This window comes from Pseudomonas sp. GW822-FHT03F08 (assembly GCF_058801265.1).
Map to the genome: position 1 here is coordinate 704,379 of NZ_JBXANC010000003.1, position 15,485 is coordinate 719,863.

The 15,485-nt window shown below is 58.4% G+C and carries 18 protein-coding genes; 11 read left to right on the top strand and 7 right to left on the bottom strand.

The features are described from left to right. Window positions 1–28: 28 nt before the first annotated feature. Entirely contained in the window at window positions 29–928 is a 900-nt protein-coding gene (gene nhaR, locus AC1RME_RS10370) for a transcriptional activator NhaR (protein ID WP_096822341.1), read from the top strand. Here nhaR and AC1RME_RS10375 read toward each other — a convergent pair. Then, on the bottom strand, window positions 925–2,085 hold the full coding sequence (locus AC1RME_RS10375; RefSeq protein WP_096822342.1) for an MFS transporter: 1,161 nt from the start codon (window positions 2,083–2,085) through the stop codon (window positions 925–927). The two genes, nhaR and AC1RME_RS10375, sit on opposite strands and share 4 nt — an antisense overlap. A 337-nt stretch (window positions 2,086–2,422) precedes the next feature. Between AC1RME_RS10375 and sstT the strand changes: the two genes are divergently transcribed. After that, window positions 2,423–3,655, top strand: a complete 1,233-nt coding sequence (gene sstT / locus AC1RME_RS10380; RefSeq protein ID WP_096822343.1) for a serine/threonine transporter SstT — start codon at window positions 2,423–2,425, stop codon at window positions 3,653–3,655. Between the two features lie 66 nt (window positions 3,656–3,721). On the opposite strand, the gene AC1RME_RS10385 is transcribed toward sstT, so the two are convergent. Continuing rightward, a complete protein-coding gene (locus AC1RME_RS10385) occupies window positions 3,722–4,231 on the bottom strand; it encodes a DUF1993 domain-containing protein (RefSeq protein WP_096822344.1) in 510 nt (169 codons plus the stop codon). A gap of 124 nt (window positions 4,232–4,355) precedes the next feature. Between AC1RME_RS10385 and AC1RME_RS10390 the strand changes: the two genes are divergently transcribed. Next, on the top strand, window positions 4,356–5,003 hold the full coding sequence (locus AC1RME_RS10390) for a YceH family protein (protein ID WP_493091097.1): 648 nt from the start codon (window positions 4,356–4,358) through the stop codon (window positions 5,001–5,003). 16 nt (window positions 5,004–5,019) lie between these two features. Here the strand turns inward: AC1RME_RS10390 and AC1RME_RS10395 are convergent, their stop codons facing one another. After that, window positions 5,020–5,538, bottom strand: a complete 519-nt coding sequence (locus AC1RME_RS10395) for a cupin domain-containing protein (protein ID WP_493091099.1) — start codon at window positions 5,536–5,538, stop codon at window positions 5,020–5,022. A gap of 98 nt (window positions 5,539–5,636) precedes the next feature. Then, window positions 5,637–6,455: a shikimate 5-dehydrogenase gene (locus AC1RME_RS10400; RefSeq protein WP_493091101.1), complete on the bottom strand. Its 819-nt coding sequence runs from the start codon at window positions 6,453–6,455 to the stop codon at window positions 5,637–5,639. A 254-nt stretch (window positions 6,456–6,709) separates the two neighbouring features. Here AC1RME_RS10400 and AC1RME_RS10405 point away from each other — a divergent pair, with 254 nt between their 5' ends. The 3 genes from AC1RME_RS10405 (at window position 6,710) to AC1RME_RS10415 (ending at window position 7,785) form a co-directional block, all read left to right on the top strand. Then, entirely contained in the window at window positions 6,710–7,060 is a 351-nt protein-coding gene (locus AC1RME_RS10405) for a hypothetical protein (RefSeq protein ID WP_096822348.1), read from the top strand. Window positions 7,061–7,305: 245 nt separating this feature from the next. Beyond that, complete coding sequence (locus AC1RME_RS10410) at window positions 7,306–7,500, top strand: hypothetical protein (RefSeq protein WP_085712486.1); 195 nt, start codon at window positions 7,306–7,308, stop codon at window positions 7,498–7,500. Between the two features lie 102 nt (window positions 7,501–7,602). After that, window positions 7,603–7,785, top strand: coding sequence for a hypothetical protein (locus tag AC1RME_RS10415; RefSeq protein WP_096822349.1), 183 nt, complete (start codon window positions 7,603–7,605; stop codon window positions 7,783–7,785). Here AC1RME_RS10415 and AC1RME_RS10420 read toward each other — a convergent pair. After that, the gene (locus tag AC1RME_RS10420) at window positions 7,782–8,843 is read right to left on the bottom strand and encodes an AI-2E family transporter (RefSeq protein WP_493091103.1); all 1,062 of its coding nucleotides are present in this window, start codon (window positions 8,841–8,843) and stop codon (window positions 7,782–7,784) included. The two genes, AC1RME_RS10415 and AC1RME_RS10420, sit on opposite strands and share 4 nt — an antisense overlap. A gap of 112 nt (window positions 8,844–8,955) precedes the next feature. Here AC1RME_RS10420 and AC1RME_RS10425 point away from each other — a divergent pair, with 112 nt between their 5' ends. The 4 genes from AC1RME_RS10425 to trhP all read left to right on the top strand — a co-directional run bounded on the left by AC1RME_RS10425 (window position 8,956) and on the right by trhP (window position 12,755). Next, window positions 8,956–9,747, top strand: a complete 792-nt coding sequence (locus AC1RME_RS10425) for an RHS repeat domain-containing protein (protein ID WP_096822351.1) — start codon at window positions 8,956–8,958, stop codon at window positions 9,745–9,747. Then, on the top strand, window positions 9,744–10,352 hold the full coding sequence (locus AC1RME_RS10430; protein WP_493091106.1) for an ankyrin repeat domain-containing protein: 609 nt from the start codon (window positions 9,744–9,746) through the stop codon (window positions 10,350–10,352). The genes AC1RME_RS10425 and AC1RME_RS10430 overlap by 4 nt, the downstream gene beginning before the upstream one ends. A gap of 478 nt (window positions 10,353–10,830) precedes the next feature. Continuing rightward, window positions 10,831–11,361, top strand: coding sequence for a hypothetical protein (locus AC1RME_RS10435; protein WP_493091108.1), 531 nt, complete (start codon window positions 10,831–10,833; stop codon window positions 11,359–11,361). Window positions 11,362–11,426: 65 nt separating this feature from the next. Then, entirely contained in the window at window positions 11,427–12,755 is a 1,329-nt protein-coding gene (gene trhP, locus AC1RME_RS10440; RefSeq protein ID WP_493091110.1) for a prephenate-dependent tRNA uridine(34) hydroxylase TrhP, read from the top strand. Between the two features lie 6 nt (window positions 12,756–12,761). Here the strand turns inward: trhP and AC1RME_RS10445 are convergent, their stop codons facing one another. Next, window positions 12,762–13,625, bottom strand: a complete 864-nt coding sequence (locus tag AC1RME_RS10445; protein ID WP_493091112.1) for a LysR family transcriptional regulator — start codon at window positions 13,623–13,625, stop codon at window positions 12,762–12,764. A 102-nt stretch (window positions 13,626–13,727) separates the two neighbouring features. Between AC1RME_RS10445 and AC1RME_RS10450 the strand changes: the two genes are divergently transcribed. After that, window positions 13,728–14,621 carry a DMT family transporter gene (locus tag AC1RME_RS10450; protein ID WP_493091114.1) on the top strand — a complete coding sequence of 298 codons (894 nt, stop codon included), beginning with the start codon at window positions 13,728–13,730 and terminating at the stop codon, window positions 14,619–14,621. Window positions 14,622–14,633: 12 nt separating this feature from the next. On the opposite strand, the gene AC1RME_RS10455 is transcribed toward AC1RME_RS10450, so the two are convergent. Further along, the gene (locus AC1RME_RS10455; protein WP_493091116.1) at window positions 14,634–15,350 is read right to left on the bottom strand and encodes a FadR/GntR family transcriptional regulator; all 717 of its coding nucleotides are present in this window, start codon (window positions 15,348–15,350) and stop codon (window positions 14,634–14,636) included. Between the last annotated feature and the right edge of the window lie 135 nt (window positions 15,351–15,485).

Consider the following 15,485-nt stretch of genomic DNA (forward strand, 5'->3'; position numbering starts at 1 on the left):
ACGAACTGTATTTCATGGACGGATCGCCATGCTCAATTACCGACAACTGCACTACTTCTGGGTGGTCGCCAAGACCGGCAGTATCGTGCGCGCGTGCGAGCAACTGAACCTGACGCCACAAACCATCAGCGGACAGATTTCCCTGCTCGAACAGACCTACGGCATCGAATTGTTTCAACGGGTCGGCCGGCAATTGGAGCTCACCGAAGCCGGGCGCCAGGCCCTGCCCTATGCCGAACAGATGTTTCAGCTCGGTGGCGAACTGGAACTGATGCTGCGCGCCCAGCCCAATGAGCAGCAGATCCTGTTCCGGGTCGGCGTGGCGGACGTCGTGCCCAAATCCATCGTCTATCGCCTGATCGCGCCGACCATGGAGCTGAGCGAGCCACTGCGCATCACCTGTCGCGAAGACAAACTCGAGCGGTTACTGGCGGATCTGGCGATACAGCGCCTGGATCTGGTGATCTCCGACAGCCCGATGCCGTCGCACCTGGACATCAAGGGCTACAGCCAGAAACTCGGGGAATGCGGGATCAGCTTCTTCGCCACCGCCGAACTGGCGGCGCAGTACGGTCAGGATTTCCCACGCAGCCTGCATGGTGCGCCGCTGTTGATCCCCGGCGCAGAAACCGTAGTGCGCAGCCGTTTGCAGCGCTGGTTCGCCGAGCAGCAGATTCAGCCAAGAATTGTCGGGGAGTTCGATGACAGCGCCTTGATGCAGGCGTTCGGCCAGTCCGGCAGCGGGATTTTCATCGGCCCGAGCGTGATTGCCGAGGAGGTGAAGCGCCAGTACGGCGTCGAGTTGATCGGCCAGACCGATGCGGTGAGCGAATCGTTCTACGCGATCTCGGTGGAACGCAAGGTCAAGCACCCCGGCATCAAAGCGATTACCGAAGGTGCCCGACGCGAGCTGTTTACAGAGTTTTAAGCCGGCGCGCAGACGTCGCGCGGCTTGAGCACCATCAGCACCATGGCGAGGAAAATCGACAGCAGAATGAACCCGGCTGCGGCGAAACCCACGAAGCCGAGGCCGGCGCTGTCGATTACCCGACCGCCAATGATCGCGCCCAGACCAATCCCGAGGTTGGCCCCGGCAATGTTCAGCGACGCCGCAAAGGCCGGCGCTTCAGGAGCCGCTTTCATCAAGCGCACGTGACTGACCAGGAACAGCGCGGCCTGCGTCACGCCCCAGATGCCCATCGCCGCCGCCAGACCCAGCGACGAATTGATGTTCGGCACCAGCGCCACCATTCCGGGAATCATGAACGCGCAGAACATCACCGACGCCATCAACGGATGACGATCCACCGCACGACCGCCCAGCGAGTTGCCGATCAGGCCAACCGCGCCAAAGCCCATCAGGCACCAGCCGACCACGGTGCCATTGAAGCCGGCCAGGCGTTCAAGAATGTCCGCCAGATAGGTGTAAGCGGTGAACATGCCGCTGAACACCAGGATCGACAGCAGCACATGACCAAGCATCAGCGGGCTGCGCAGGATCTTGAACTGTGAAGCGAAACTGACCTGATGCTGGTGCAGGCTGGTTTTCGGCAGATAGACAAACAACAGCAACGCCTTGGCAAACGCGATCACCGCCAGAATGCCGAACGCACTGCGCCAGCCGAATGCATCGGAAATCAGCGTGCCGACCGGAATGCCGAATACCGTGGCGCAGACGATGCCGAAGCCGATCTTGGCGATGGCACGACCGGCGAAGTCCGGGCCGACGATATCCACGGCGGTTTCACTGGCCAGCGCCCAGAACACCGGCAGCCCCAGCGCCGGAATCAGTCGGGCAATGGCCATGACCCAGATGTTCGGTGCCAATGCCGCCACGGTATTGGCCAGGCCGAACATGATCAGGATGGTGATGAACAGTTTGCGCCGTTCGAAACGGGCGAAATATGCCGTCAAGAATGGGCCGAACATGGCCACGGTGAAAGCGAATAGAGTCACCAGCAACCCGGCTTGCGGGATGGTGACGGCCAGGTCGCGGGCAATCGCCGGCAACAGGCCGACGATGACGAACTCCGTGGTCAGCACCGTGAACCCGGCGGCAGACAACAGAAGGATGGGCAACAGCATGGGGAACTCCAGCAAAACGACGACACCAGCGCTGACCCGAAGGCCCGCCAGCAGAACTTGAAAATAAGGATGCGCAATCTTAACAGAGTGTTTCCAGAGTGACTTGCACAAACCTGTCTAAGTTGCCGAACAATCCGGTGGCAGATCGTCACAGGTCTGAAGGATCCGGACGACCCTGTGATAAAGTCCGCGCCCTGCAAAACGTACACCCTGTTCAGCCGCCCGTTTAACGGCGTGGCTGTCGCGTCATTCCTTTCGGTTCGTGTCTGTGGCCTGCCCCCGATTCATCGCCCGGATCACGCAACCTTGCACCCTATAAAAAAGCAGAGATGCCGTTATGACCGCTTCATCCCCTTCTCTATTGCAACGCCTTAAAAGCCTCAGCCTGGTCACACAGATCCTGATCGGCCTGATTGCCGGCATCGCCCTGGCGCTGCTCGCGCCGGATGCGGCCAAAGGCACCGCATTCATCGGCAAGGTGTTCGTATCCGCGCTGAAAGCCGTGGCGCCGATCCTGGTGTTCGTGCTGGTCATGGCCTCGATCGCCAACCACAAGCACGGCCAGGAAACCCACATCCGGCCGATTCTGTTCCTTTATCTGCTGGGCACTTTCGCCGCTGCCGTGGTCGCGGTAATCGCCAGCACAATGTTCCCGTCGCATCTGGTGCTGTCCACCGACAACATCGCCGTGAGCGCGCCGGGCGGCATCGGTGAAGTGCTGCAAAGCCTGCTGCTGAGCGTGGTGGAAAACCCGATCACCGCGCTGATGAACGCCAACTTCATCGGCATTCTGGCCTGGGCCATCGGCATGGGCGTAGCCATCCGCCATGCGGGCGACACCACCCGGGAAGTGGTCAGCGACCTGTCCAACGGCGTGACCCTGATCGTGCGCGTGGTCATCCGCTTCGCGCCGCTGGGGATTTTCGGCCTGGTGGCGTCGACCCTGGCCACTTCGGGTTTTGGTGCACTGGTCGGTTACGCGCATCTGCTGGCGGTGCTGCTCGGCTGCATGCTGTTCGTCGCACTGGTGATGAACCCACTGATCGTGTTCTGGAAACTGCGTCGCAACCCGTACCCGCTGACGCTGAAATGCCTGCGTGAAAGCGGCATCACCGCGTTCTTCACCCGCAGCTCAGCAGCGAACATTCCGGTCAACCTGGAACTGAGCAAGCGTCTGGGCCTGCACGAAGACACCTACTCGGTGTCGATTCCGCTCGGCGCCACCATCAACATGGCCGGCGCGTCGATCACCATCACCGTGCTGACCCTCGCGGCCGTGCACACGCTAGGCATCGCCGTGGACATCCCGACCGCCATCCTGCTCAGCGTCGTCGCGGCGATCTGCGCGTGCGGAGCATCGGGTGTGGCCGGTGGTTCGCTGCTGCTGATTCCGCTGGCGTGCAGCCTGTTCGGCATCCCGAGCGAGATTGCCATGCAAGTGGTCGCAGTCGGTTTCATCATCGGCGTGTTGCAGGATTCGGCCGAGACGGCGCTCAACTCCTCCACCGACGTGCTGTTCACCGCCGCCGCGTGCCTGGGCGAAGAGCAGAAAACCCAGCGTCCGGCGTAAAAACCGAGCGCAATAAAAAGCCCGCCAAGGTTTGCACCTTGGCGGGCTTTTTCGTTGCAGGGCGGTTTAGAACGCGCCCATGTAATCGCGCTTGCCCACTTCCACACCGTTGTGACGCAGCAGTGCGTAGGTGGTGGTGACGTGGAAGAAGAACTGCGGCAGACCGTAGCTCAGCAGGTAAGCCTGGCCGGAGAAGCGCTTCTCTTTCGGCGTGCCCGGACGGGTAACGATTTCAATGCCTTCCTTGCCATTGATCTGCTCAGGCTTGATCTCGCCGATGAAGGCCAGAACCTTGGCGATCAACGCTTGCAGGTCGGCGAAAGTGGTTTCTGTGTCGTCGTATTTCGGAATCTCGACTTCAGCCAGACGCGAAGAAACGCCTTTGGCGAAGTCCACGGCGATCTGCACCTGACGCACCAGCGGGAACATGTCCGGGTACAGACGCGCTTGCAGGAAAGCGTTCGGGTCGATGTTTTTCTCGGTGGCGTGGGCCTCGGCCTTTTTCAGCACATCGCTCAGGGCGTTGAGCATTTGTTGGAAAACCGGGACGGATGCGGCGTACAGGGAAATGGTCATGGCAGTCTCACGTGGTGGCTGGGTGAATCGTGGGGCGATTATAGCCATGCTCGCGCGCCACGCGGCTTGTCTTTTATCCAGCAAGGATTAGGCTAGGCGCCTTCGACTGCAGAGGGAACGCGCGATGACCACAGAACTTGATACCAACGCCAACGAACCACGGCTCAACGCCACGGAAATCCGCATTCTGGGTTCGCTGATCGAGAAACAGGCCACCAGCCCGGAAACCTATCCGCTGACCCTCAACGCCCTCGTACTGGCCTGCAATCAGAAAACCAGCCGGGAACCGGTGATGAACCTGACCCAGGGCCAGGTCGGCCAGAGTCTGCGCGCCCTCGAAGGTCGCGGTTTCGCCAAGCTGGTGATGGGCAGTCGCGCCGACCGCTGGGAGCACAAGGTCGACAAGGCGCTGGAGCTGGTGCCTGCACAGATGATTCTGACCGGGCTGATGTTCCTGCGCGGCCCGCAGACCGTCAACGAACTGCTGACCCGCAGCAGTCGCATGCATGAATTCGAAGACGCCGAACAAGTGGTGCATCAGCTGGAACGCCTGATCGCTCGGGATCTGGCTGTGCTGATTCCACGTCAGGCCGGCCAGCGCGAAGATCGTTACACCCACACACTGGGTGATCCGGCGGACATCGAGGCGATTATCGCCGCGCGGCAGAACCCGAGTGATCGCGGCGCGACCAGCGGTGTTTCAGTCGAACGCATCGAAGAACTGGAAGCGCGGATTGCAGCGCTGGAAGAGCGTCTGGCCCGACTCGAATAAGTGCAATGGGGCGGCGTTATTCGCCGTCCCAGTAATCCACCCCGTCCGCCTGCCGCGCCACCGCCACGAAGCCCGAGGCATTGCCTTCGGCATCGACGCTGAAATTATCCATCACCGCGTATTTGTTCGAATCCGGGTACTCGCAGATTTCCGGTTGCTGCTGAGTGCTGACCGCCAGATAGCGCAATTCTTCGCAGCTGGTGTTGATGATCTGATGCGCGGCTTCCGGACCACCCGGCTGGCAGGCGATCACGTCGCCGGCGCGGATCGGGAAACGTTCGGCACCGAGGCGCACCTCCCCTTCCCCGGCCACCACGTAAAACATTTCCTCATTGACCCGATGACTGTGAAACGGACTGCCGCGCATGCCCGGTGGCAGCGCATACAGGCGATAACCAAGTTTCTGCGCGCCCAATTGCTGGCCGACTCGGGCGAACTTCTGCTGATAACGCCCGGCGGTTTCGCCTTCGGGAGCCAGGGCTTCGGGGAGTGGTTCGAGTTCGACGTCATTCAGGTTGAGAATGGGCGGATGCATGCAAACCTCGGCTTTTTGTGATGGGCAAGTCTGTGCTTGCTGATCCGGCAGTATAGGTAACGGCAAATCCGGGCAGACTTGCCGTTATTCAGGATCCATCAACTGCGGGCAAACGCCACCGCTGCATCGAACTGCTCGACCGTCGGCCGCACGCCGGTATACAGCACGAACTGCTCCAGCGCCTGAATCGCGATCACTTCCAGCCCGGTGATCACCTTTTTACCTTCGACGCGGCCACGCACGATCAGCGGAGTTTCCGAGGGAATCGCCACCACATCGAACACAGTCTCGGCAGACTTGATCACATCCACATCAAAAGAAAGCTGACCCGCTTCCGGGCCGCCGTCCATCCCCACCGGCGTTACGTTGATCAGCATCTGCGGGCGTTCATCGCCCAGTTCCGCCTGCCAGCGATAGCCCAGGGAGTCCGCCAGCGCACGGCCGGCGCGCTCGTTACGGGCCACGATCAAACCATTCTTGTAACCGCCATCGCGCAAAGCACTGGCCACAGCCTTGGCCATGCCGCCGCTGCCGCGCAGGGCGAAGGTCGAGTCCTTCGGCACCGCGTGGGTTTCCAGCAATTGGGCGATGGCGATGTAATCGGTGTTGTAGGCCTTGAGATGGCCGTTGGTGTTGACGATGGTGTTGATCGACTGGATCGCTGCCGCCGACGCATCCAGCTCATCGACCAGCGCAATGCTCGCTTCCTTGAACGGCATCGACACCCCGCAACCACGAATCCCCAGCGCACGAATCCCACCGACGGCCCCCGGCAGATCCTGGCTGCTGAAGGCCTTGTAGTAGAAATTCAGGCCCAGTTGCTCGTACAAATGGTTATGAAAACGCAGACCGAAATTCCCGGGACGCCCAGACAGGGACATACACAGTTGGGTGTCTTTGTTGGGGTTCATCTGCATGGGAGTCTCCTTCTAATGCACTTTCGGATGGACGGGATTAGCCAGACCATCGGCTTCTGAACGATCATAAGGCGGTCTGTTCCGGGCATCACAGCCGTTGCATGAAACCCGGTAAGCAAACCGGTACAGACCTTACACAAAATTTACCCAGCCGCCGTGCTGTTTTTCCAAATGTTGCTGTCTTAGAAGTATCCCCGCGCCATCCCGAGCCTGTTGCAGGCCTCGACGCCGGGTCGAAGAACCGAGGATTTATCATGATTCGTAAACTCCCCATCGTGGCCTTGTTGATCGGTGCATGCGCTATCACAGGTCAGGCAGAAGCCCATGGCGGTGGCTGGCAGGGCCCGGCGGTATTTGGTGCGATCGTCGGCTCGGCCATCATCGGCTCGGCGCTCATCAACCAGGATCGTCCGGTGTATGTTCAACAGCCTGTTTACGCTCAACCGGCACCGGTGTACGTGCAACAACCGCCACCACCGGTCTACTACCAGCCGGCCCCGGTTTACGTACAGCAACCGGTCTACGTGCAACCAGCGCCGGTGTATTACGGCCCTCCGCACGGCTATTACGGTCGTCCGCACTACTACGGCGGCCCGCGCTGGTAGCCAAAACACAAAGCCCCGCTGTTTAGCGGGGCTTTTTCTTGCCCTGGATAAAGGGCACCGTCTGTCGGACAAAGTCTGAAAAAATCTCGCCAAGGTCGCTGTGGGGACAGTTTGAACCGTTAAAGTCGGCATGATGGACTCGACCGTCGGGGGCAAAACACAAAACGGTCATCTATTTGTCATGACGGAACCGCAATCTGAATCCGTCCGCATACAACAGGTTGATAACAACAAGGACGACTTGAATGCCTACACAGAATCCGCACCGCATCGTCGGTTTATGCACCTCGAGCAAGGTGTACAACGCACTGACCGAGCTCAAGCACCTGGAAGGCCATCGCACGGCGAAGTTTGTGTCGCTGCTGGCGGAAAACCTGGTGCGCAAGGGCTTGCTCAATGAGCACGAGATCGTGCACATGCTCGATCAAGTGGTGGATTGAGCCAGTCCTCACTGGCATCAATGTCCACTATCGAAAGCGTTGATTGTCCCTGAAACGGACGAGTCCTTAAGGTAGCTCCATAGATTGATGGAGGTACTTCTCATGGCTCAGGTTCAAATCATGTCCGTTATCGGCAGCGCGGTTCCCGCATCGCTCAGAGAAATGGGACTGCTCGCCTGCTGGTATCTGGTGCGCGACGGCGAGCCGGTCAGCGGCCCGCTCACTTCACTGCCAGCCGCCCAGGCATTGTCGCAACGGCTGATCAACGGTCCGTTCAAGGCTTAAGGCAGCTGCACCTTCGGCCTGGTTTCGATGAACAGCGCCCAACTCGACATGAACAATGCAGCGATCAAAGGCCCGATCACGAAACCATTGAGGCCGAACACGGCCATCCCGCCCAGCGTCGAAATCAAAATCATATAGTCGGGCATGCGGGTGTCCTTGCCGACCAGCACCGGACGCAGCACGTTGTCCACCAGGCCGATCACGAATATCCCGAACAACCCCAGCACCACGCCCTGCCAGATCATCCCGCTGAGCAGGAAATAAACCGCCACCGGCGCCCAGACAATCCCCGCACCCACCGCTGGCAACAGCGATAGAAACGCCATCAACACCGCCCAGAGCAACGCGCTGGGAATATCGAGAAACCAGAAAATCGCCCCGCCTAATGCGCCCTGAGTAATGGCCACCAGCAGGTTGCCTTTGACCGTGGCGCGCACCACCCGGTTGAACTTCAGTTGCAGCCGACGCTTGTGATGCTCCTCCAGCGGCACCGCCGTGCGCACTTTACGCGCCAGTTCGGCGCCATCGCGCAGAAAGAAGAACAGCAAGTACAACATGATGAAAAAACTCACCACGAAATCGAACGTGCCCTGGCCGAAACTGAACGCCTGGGTCGCCAGCACCTGACTGCCCTGCATCGCAGCCTTGACGATTTTCTCGCGCAAGGCATTGAGTTCACCCACGCCAAAACGGTCGAGCAGGTGCTGAAAGTACGGCGGCAGGCTGTGCTTGAACTGCGCCAGATACGCGCCGATGTCGAGCTTGCCGCTTTCGATGTTGTCGTAGAGCACCGCCCCTTCCTGCACCAGCAAGACGCTGATGACGATCACCGGCAGGATCGCGATCACCACGCAGACACTCAGGGTGCACAGTGACGTCAGGTTGCGTTGCCAGCCGAATTTCTGCTGCAACCGGCGCTGCATCGGCGCAAACAGAATGCCGAGGATCACCGCCCAGAACACCGCGCCGTAGAACGGCAGCAGGATCCAGATGAAGGCGATGGTCACCAGAAACAGCAGCACGGTGAGGGATTTGAATTGCAGACTCTTTTGGTTCATGTCCGGTCCATGTCAGTCAGGCGCCACGCGCACCCGCCCAACTTAGTCAGCCCACGCCCGCGCGAGTGCCATCTTTGTTCATGGAGCATAGATCCAGATCGATCAGGTCTCGATGGGGGCACAGGCACTGCGGCATCAACCGATTCACCTGAGTGGTCAACCCGACTACAGCGACAGCTACAGCCTCGATGACGACCCTTTGTGGAATCACAAACCGGCCGCTCTACCCTTCGAGATGCTGGCCTGGTATCAATGTGATCACCTTGGCACTCCGCAGGAACTGACCGACCAGCAAGGCAATACCGCGTGGAATGCGCAATACAAAGCGTGGGGTGAAATACGCGAACAGCGCTCGACGTCAGCACAACAGCAAGGACTGACGAACCCGATCAGGTTCCAGGGTCAGTACCACGATCATGAGACGGGGCTGCATTACAACCGGCACCGCTACTATGATCCGGGGGTTGGGCGGTTTATTTCGAAGGATCCTATTGGATTCGTAGGTGGCATCAACCTATATCAATATGCTCCTAACCCGGTAGGGTGGGTTGATCCGTCAGGACTAACGCCCAAGAAGGCCGCCTGCTATGCGAAGCTAGCAAAAATACAGACAAAATCAGAACTTCTTCACAACGAGTTCCGTAAATATGATCCAGACGAAGATGCCAAAGGTGGTCATACTCATAAACATGGGGTTACTGTACCCGGAGGACATTACAAGGAAATTCGAGATCTTCAGAGAGGGATCAAGAACTCATTGAAAGACTATTCAGATAATGAATGCAGTTGCCAATGCCTTGGCATCAAGGCAAAGCCAATCATTGATAAAGCTGAAGGCCTTGCAAATAGACACGTTGAAACTCCACCAGGAGTTGCATACATTCCTGTAGGTAGCAATCGATGATCGATGATGAACTGTTAGTGGATCTGTATGAAGCCGGCGAATTGTTCGCTCACGGTGATAAGAGCGGGATGGAGCGTTTACTGCCGCATATAAAAAATGGCGAGTTGTATGACGACATACCCTTATTGTTCTATGTGGCTGACAACACTGAAACACTGGACTTCCTTGAGGAAAACGGAGTCAATTTCTTACAAAAAAGTTGTTTGGGAGGGGGAAATCTTCTTCATCGAACCTCATCGGAAAGTGATGACCATGTATTCGAATGGGTGTTGAGCTGGTATAAAAACAAAAACATTATTGACACCCCTGACGACAACGGAATTACAGTGCTTTCGTCACTTTTGAAAATCGGCCCGATTGAACGTGCAAAACGATTGATTGACAGTGGGGCGAGTATTTATTCTGTCGCAGATAACGGCCTGACCCCGGCACGACAAGCGGTTTACCACATAGGAGAAGAGAAACATGCTATTGAAGGTCTTGAGACGCTTCGGCTGCATGGATTAACTTTGAGTGAAGATGAATCACAATATCTGGTGAACATGGCGAAGCGTATAAACCGACCAAACCTTGCAAAATGGATTGAGACACACTTGAGAAGTTAAAGTAAACACGCAGTTAAACCGCAAGAAAGACGGGTATATTTTGCGTCTTTAATTTTTTCCAATCAGCTAGACGGCCGGGGTTGAATTCATACTCTATCATCGAGGCTTACAACTATTTCTCCGGCCGAAAGTACATAACTGAAGAAAAAATGGTGGGGCGCATGAAAACGACGATCTGGAACCGACGTTTTTGATTTACTGCCTGCCGATGAAGACGCTTTGGTTAGAATTGCCGTTGCAGCCAACCAAAATACTTCACACGAGACCTTGACAAGGTTATGTTACGACATTGACGAACGTGTACACGATGTCGCCGTGTATAACATAAAGCATAGAAAATGGCCGAAAACAGATGAATAACTACACCTCTGACCTCCAACAAGATCTTAACAAACCCACTCACACCCGCATGAACATCGGCATTTTATAACAACAACTCGCCACTTGATAAACCTGCCATGCTCTTATTTACAAGCTGATGAACGTTTTGAAGAGAATAAAGACTGCACTCCATGCAGCGACCGGTAAAGGAGCACGCAAGCTCATTGCAGCGCAAGCCGACATTTATGAGAACGTCACTCTGGCCCATGAATACTTTTCGGATGAATGCCTGGATTTCATCATCCACCTACTCTCTGCGCAAGATTTGTTCAACAACCCTGGAATGCATATATTCATAGTCAAAATACACACCGACATGGATATTATTTCAGACACCCAGAAAACAGCGCTTCTGCATACGATATCTACAAACTATCATCAGTACACTGAAACTGATCTATGTTGGCACCTGGGTGATCTAATAGCCCGATGCTACAACCCCTTCCTGGCCATTAATTTCTTTCAGAATCAATTCGCCTCCGCAACGCTTCAGGGGAAAGAGGGCATTGCACTCGGACTGGACATCATCGCCAGACATTCGAAGAGAGACCCGGGCATCATGAAAAGCATTGATCGAATCATGTGCCAGAGCGACCTGCGCTATTCCCTCCCCGTTCATAAAACATAGACCCAGATCAACAAACCCTCGCCGCACCTCGTTTACCCTCCCGCGCTTTTGCGACCGACACCGCCATGACGCCCTCCTTCACCCCGGAACTGCTCGCCCCCGCCGGCACCCTGAAAAACATGCGCTACGCCTTCGCCTACGGTGCCGATGCGGTCTATGCCGGCCAGCCGCGCTACAGCCTGCGGGTGCGCAACAACGAGTTCGACCACGCCAACCTCGCCCTCGGGATTCGCGAAGCCCAGGCCCAGGGCAAGCGTTTTTACGTAGTGGTCAACATCGCGCCGCACAACGCCAAACTCAAGACCTTCCTCAAGGATCTGGCGCCAGTGATCGAGATGGCGCCGGACGCTCTGATCATGTCCGACCCCGGCCTGATCATGCTGGTGCGCCGGCACTTTCCGCAGATGCCGATTCACTTGTCGGTGCAGGCCAACACGGTGAACTGGGCGAGTGTCGAGTTCTGGCAGCAACAGGGGCTGAGCCGGATCATCCTGTCCCGGGAATTGTCACTGGAAGAAATCGGCGAAATCCGCGAACAGGTGCCGGGCATGGAACTGGAAGTGTTCGTTCACGGCGCGCTGTGCATGGCCTACTCCGGCCGCTGCCTGCTCTCGGGCTACATGAACAAGCGTGACGCCAATCAGGGCACCTGCACCAACGCCTGCCGCTGGAAATATTCGGCGCAGGAAGCCAGCGAAAACCAGCTCGGCGAGATCGTGCAGACCTTCGAACCGCAACCGACCCTCGGCCTCGGCGCCCCCACCGATCAGGTGTTCCTGTTGCAGGAAGCCAATCGCCCCGGCGAACTGATGCTGGCATTCGAAGACGAGCACGGCACCTACATCATGAACGCCAAGGACCTGCGCGCCGTGCAGCACGTCGAGCGCCTGACCCGCATGGGCGTGCACTCGCTGAAGATCGAAGGCCGGACCAAATCGCACTTCTACTGCGCGCGTACAACCCAGGTCTATCGCCGCGCCATCGACGATGCAGTCGCCGGCCGCGAATTCGACCGCAGCCTGATGACCGACCTGGAATCCCTCGCCCAGCGCGGCTACACCGAAGGTTTCCTGCGCCGTCACGTGCATGACGAATATCAGAACTACCAGAACGGCAGCTCGGTGTCGGAACGTCAGCAGTTTGTAGGTGAACTGACCGGCGAACGCCGGGATCGGTTAGCCGAGGTGAAAGTGAAGAACCGCTTTGCGCTGGGCGATCATCTGGAACTGATGACACCCAAGGGCAACTTCCATTTTGATCTGCATGAATTGCAGAGCCTCAAGGGCGACGCCATCGACGTGGCGCCGGGGGATGGGCACACGGTGTACCTGCCGATTCCGGATGCCGTGGATTTGCGCTTCGGCTTGTTGATGCGCGACGTGACCGGAGCCTGATCCAGCTCAGACAAACTCCTCGCGCAACATCGCCACAAACGCCTCACGCGCCGGGTGCACCCCGGCGTTTTCATGCCAGTAGAACAAGTTGTCGATGGCCGTCAGTTCCGGGAATTCGTAACCCGCACACCCTGCGCCTTTGGCGTATTGCTCGAACACACCCTTGGGCACCAGCGCCACGCCAGCGCCGGCACTCACGCAACCGACAATCGCCCCGTAACTGGCCAGGCTGACAATCGGCAACGCCAGGCCCTGACGCAACAGCCAGTGCTCCAGCGCGGCGCGATACGGACAGCCTTGCGGCCACATGAACACGGTCTTGTCCTGCAAATCATCGAGGTCGCGCACCGGCCCGAATGAGGTCGACGCGATCAGCAGCAATTCTTCGCGATACATCGGGGTGCGTTTGAGCTGGGAGCGTTCGACATCCACCGCGACGATGGCGCCGTCCAGACGATGGTTGGCGGTATCGTCGAGCAGTTGCCCCCAGGTGCCGGTGGTCAACTCCAGCGCTACGTTCGGATAGCGCTTGTGAAATTTCGCCAGCAAGCGCGGCAAACGCCCGGTCGCCGAGGATTCGATGGCGCCGATGCGCAGCGGCCCGGACGGCTCGGCGGCAGGATCGACCGCGCGCTTGGCCTCGGCTGTCAGCGCCAGAATCTTCTCTGCATAAGCGAGAAAGGTCTGCCCGGCAGGACTGATCCGCAGCCCGCGCCCTTCGCGCAGAAACAACGCCACACCCAGCTCCGCTTCCAGGGATTTGATCCGCGCCGTGATATTCGACGGCACGCAAAACAGCTTTTCAGCCGCTTTGGCGATGCTGCCGACCTCGGCCACGGTCTTGAACATGCGGATCTGCGCCAGCTCCATAACTCGTCACTCATAGTGAATGGTTGACGCAGTATAAGTCAGTTGTGGCGAATAATTGGCCGCCCGGATACTCGACGCATCAACCCTCTTGGTGCCTCGCTCATGCCTTCCACTTCACCTTTGAAAATCCTGTTGGCCATGGCCTTCGTCGTCGACTGCTGGGCCTATTCGCCAACCGGCATCCACATTGGCCTGCAAGCCTACGAGCCCGGTCATCTGGCGTTGCTGCGGTTTCTGCTGGCGTCGTTGTTCATGGCGGTGATTGCGGGTTTCAAGGGTATTCACCTGCCGCGCCTGCAGGATTTGCCGCTGTTACTGGCCCTGGGTTTTTTTGCCGTCAGCCTGCATCACGTCGTGCTGAACATCGGCCAGCAAAGCGTCAGCGCCGGCGCGTCGAGTGTGCTGGCGCAATCGACGCCGCTGTTCAGCACGCTGCTGGCGCGGTTTCTGTTCAAGGATCGGGTCAGCGTCTGGCGTTGGGGTTGTGTGTTGCTGGGATTCGTCGGCGTGGTGATTGTGGTCAGCGGCGATCGCGGCCTCGGCAGCATCGACGCCCACGGTTTGCTGATCCTGCTGGCGGCGGTGTCGTGGAGCGTTTACTTCGCCCTGCAAAAACACCACGCCCGGCGCTACGACGGGCTCACGCTGGTTTGCTACACGGTGTGGTCCGGCACGCTGTTGCTGTTGATCTACTTGCCGGGGCTGGCCGACAGCGTGGCCCGTGCACCGTTGCGGGTGCAATGGGCGGTGCTCGGTCTGGGTGTGTTTCCCAGCGCCCTCGCCTATCTGGCGTGGGCGTTCGTGCTCAAGCATGTCGATCTGAGCCGGGCGACGATGACGCTGTATCTGATTCCGCCGACCGCGATGGGTATTGCCTCGGTGGGATTGGGTGAGCGACCGACGCTGTTGGTGCTGGTGGGATCGGCGGTGGTGTTGATCAGCGTGCTGGCGTTGAATCTGGAGCGGCCTGCGGCGGTGCGGGCCATTGAGACTTGAGTTGCGACACCGTTATGCGCCGCCCGCCGAAAACCGGGCGCGACTGTTGGTCAGGTGCAGCCACATTGCAGCACGCGCCGCGTCCGGATCCTGACGCTTGATCGCGTTGAGGATCGCCTCATGCTCAAGATTCGCCAGTTGCCCGAGCTTGCTCAAATCCACCGCCCCGCGCTCGGCCGCATTGACCCGGGTACGCGGAATCATCGCACTGCCCAGGTGCTGCATGATCTCGGTGAAGCAGACGTTGCCGGTGGCTTCGGCAATCAGCAGGTGAAAGCGCCGGTCGGCCTCGACGCAACTGTCGTTGTTGGCCAGTAGACGCTGATAGTCGTCCAGCGCCTGACGCATCTGCACCAGTTGCTGTTCGGTGCGGCGCTGCGCGGCCAGTGCCGCTGCTTGCGTCTCCAGTCCCATGCGCAATTCGAGAATGCTGCGCACCCCCAGCGCGGTGTCGACATTCAGCCGCAGCCCCTGCTCCGGTGCGCGCTCGATCACGAACGTGCCGATACCGTGCCGCGTCTCCACCAGCCCCGACGCCTGCAACTTGGAAATCGCCTCGCGCACCACGGTGCGGCTGACGCCGTGTTCCTGAACGATCGAGTTTTCCGAAGGCAACTTGTCACCGGGCAACATCTGGCCGAGCAGGATGCTCTGGGTGAGTTTTTCCACCAGGTCATGGGCCAGGTTGTGCGCGCGTTTACGGGCGGGAGCGTCGAGGTCTTCTTGCATGGTCGGTTCCGGTGATCGGGGCACACCGATCGTAGCACTGCGGGGGATGACTTGTATGAGCTCCTATGATTTCCGGACCTCAACTTGTATGACAACAATCGATTTTAGTTAGAGAAACTTCCATTTCGCCGGGCA

Coding starts and splice junctions, on each gene's coding strand:
- nhaR (WP_096822341.1), top strand. CDS start 29: ATGCTCAATTACCGACAACTGCACTACTTCTGGGTGGTCGCCAAGACC.
- AC1RME_RS10375 (WP_096822342.1), bottom strand. CDS start 2,085: ATGCTGTTGCCCATCCTTCTGTTGTCTGCCGCCGGGTTCACGGTGCTG.
- sstT (WP_096822343.1), top strand. CDS start 2,423: ATGACCGCTTCATCCCCTTCTCTATTGCAACGCCTTAAAAGCCTCAGC.
- AC1RME_RS10385 (WP_096822344.1), bottom strand. CDS start 4,231: ATGACCATTTCCCTGTACGCCGCATCCGTCCCGGTTTTCCAACAAATG.
- AC1RME_RS10390 (WP_493091097.1), top strand. CDS start 4,356: ATGACCACAGAACTTGATACCAACGCCAACGAACCACGGCTCAACGCC.
- AC1RME_RS10395 (WP_493091099.1), bottom strand. CDS start 5,538: ATGCATCCGCCCATTCTCAACCTGAATGACGTCGAACTCGAACCACTC.
- AC1RME_RS10400 (WP_493091101.1), bottom strand. CDS start 6,455: ATGCAGATGAACCCCAACAAAGACACCCAACTGTGTATGTCCCTGTCT.
- AC1RME_RS10405 (WP_096822348.1), top strand. CDS start 6,710: ATGATTCGTAAACTCCCCATCGTGGCCTTGTTGATCGGTGCATGCGCT.
- AC1RME_RS10410 (WP_085712486.1), top strand. CDS start 7,306: ATGCCTACACAGAATCCGCACCGCATCGTCGGTTTATGCACCTCGAGC.
- AC1RME_RS10415 (WP_096822349.1), top strand. CDS start 7,603: ATGGCTCAGGTTCAAATCATGTCCGTTATCGGCAGCGCGGTTCCCGCA.
- AC1RME_RS10420 (WP_493091103.1), bottom strand. CDS start 8,843: ATGAACCAAAAGAGTCTGCAATTCAAATCCCTCACCGTGCTGCTGTTT.
- AC1RME_RS10425 (WP_096822351.1), top strand. CDS start 8,956: ATGGGGGCACAGGCACTGCGGCATCAACCGATTCACCTGAGTGGTCAA.
- AC1RME_RS10430 (WP_493091106.1), top strand. CDS start 9,744: ATGATCGATGATGAACTGTTAGTGGATCTGTATGAAGCCGGCGAATTG.
- AC1RME_RS10435 (WP_493091108.1), top strand. CDS start 10,831: ATGAACGTTTTGAAGAGAATAAAGACTGCACTCCATGCAGCGACCGGT.
- trhP (WP_493091110.1), top strand. CDS start 11,427: ATGACGCCCTCCTTCACCCCGGAACTGCTCGCCCCCGCCGGCACCCTG.
- AC1RME_RS10445 (WP_493091112.1), bottom strand. CDS start 13,625: ATGGAGCTGGCGCAGATCCGCATGTTCAAGACCGTGGCCGAGGTCGGC.
- AC1RME_RS10450 (WP_493091114.1), top strand. CDS start 13,728: ATGCCTTCCACTTCACCTTTGAAAATCCTGTTGGCCATGGCCTTCGTC.
- AC1RME_RS10455 (WP_493091116.1), bottom strand. CDS start 15,350: ATGCAAGAAGACCTCGACGCTCCCGCCCGTAAACGCGCGCACAACCTG.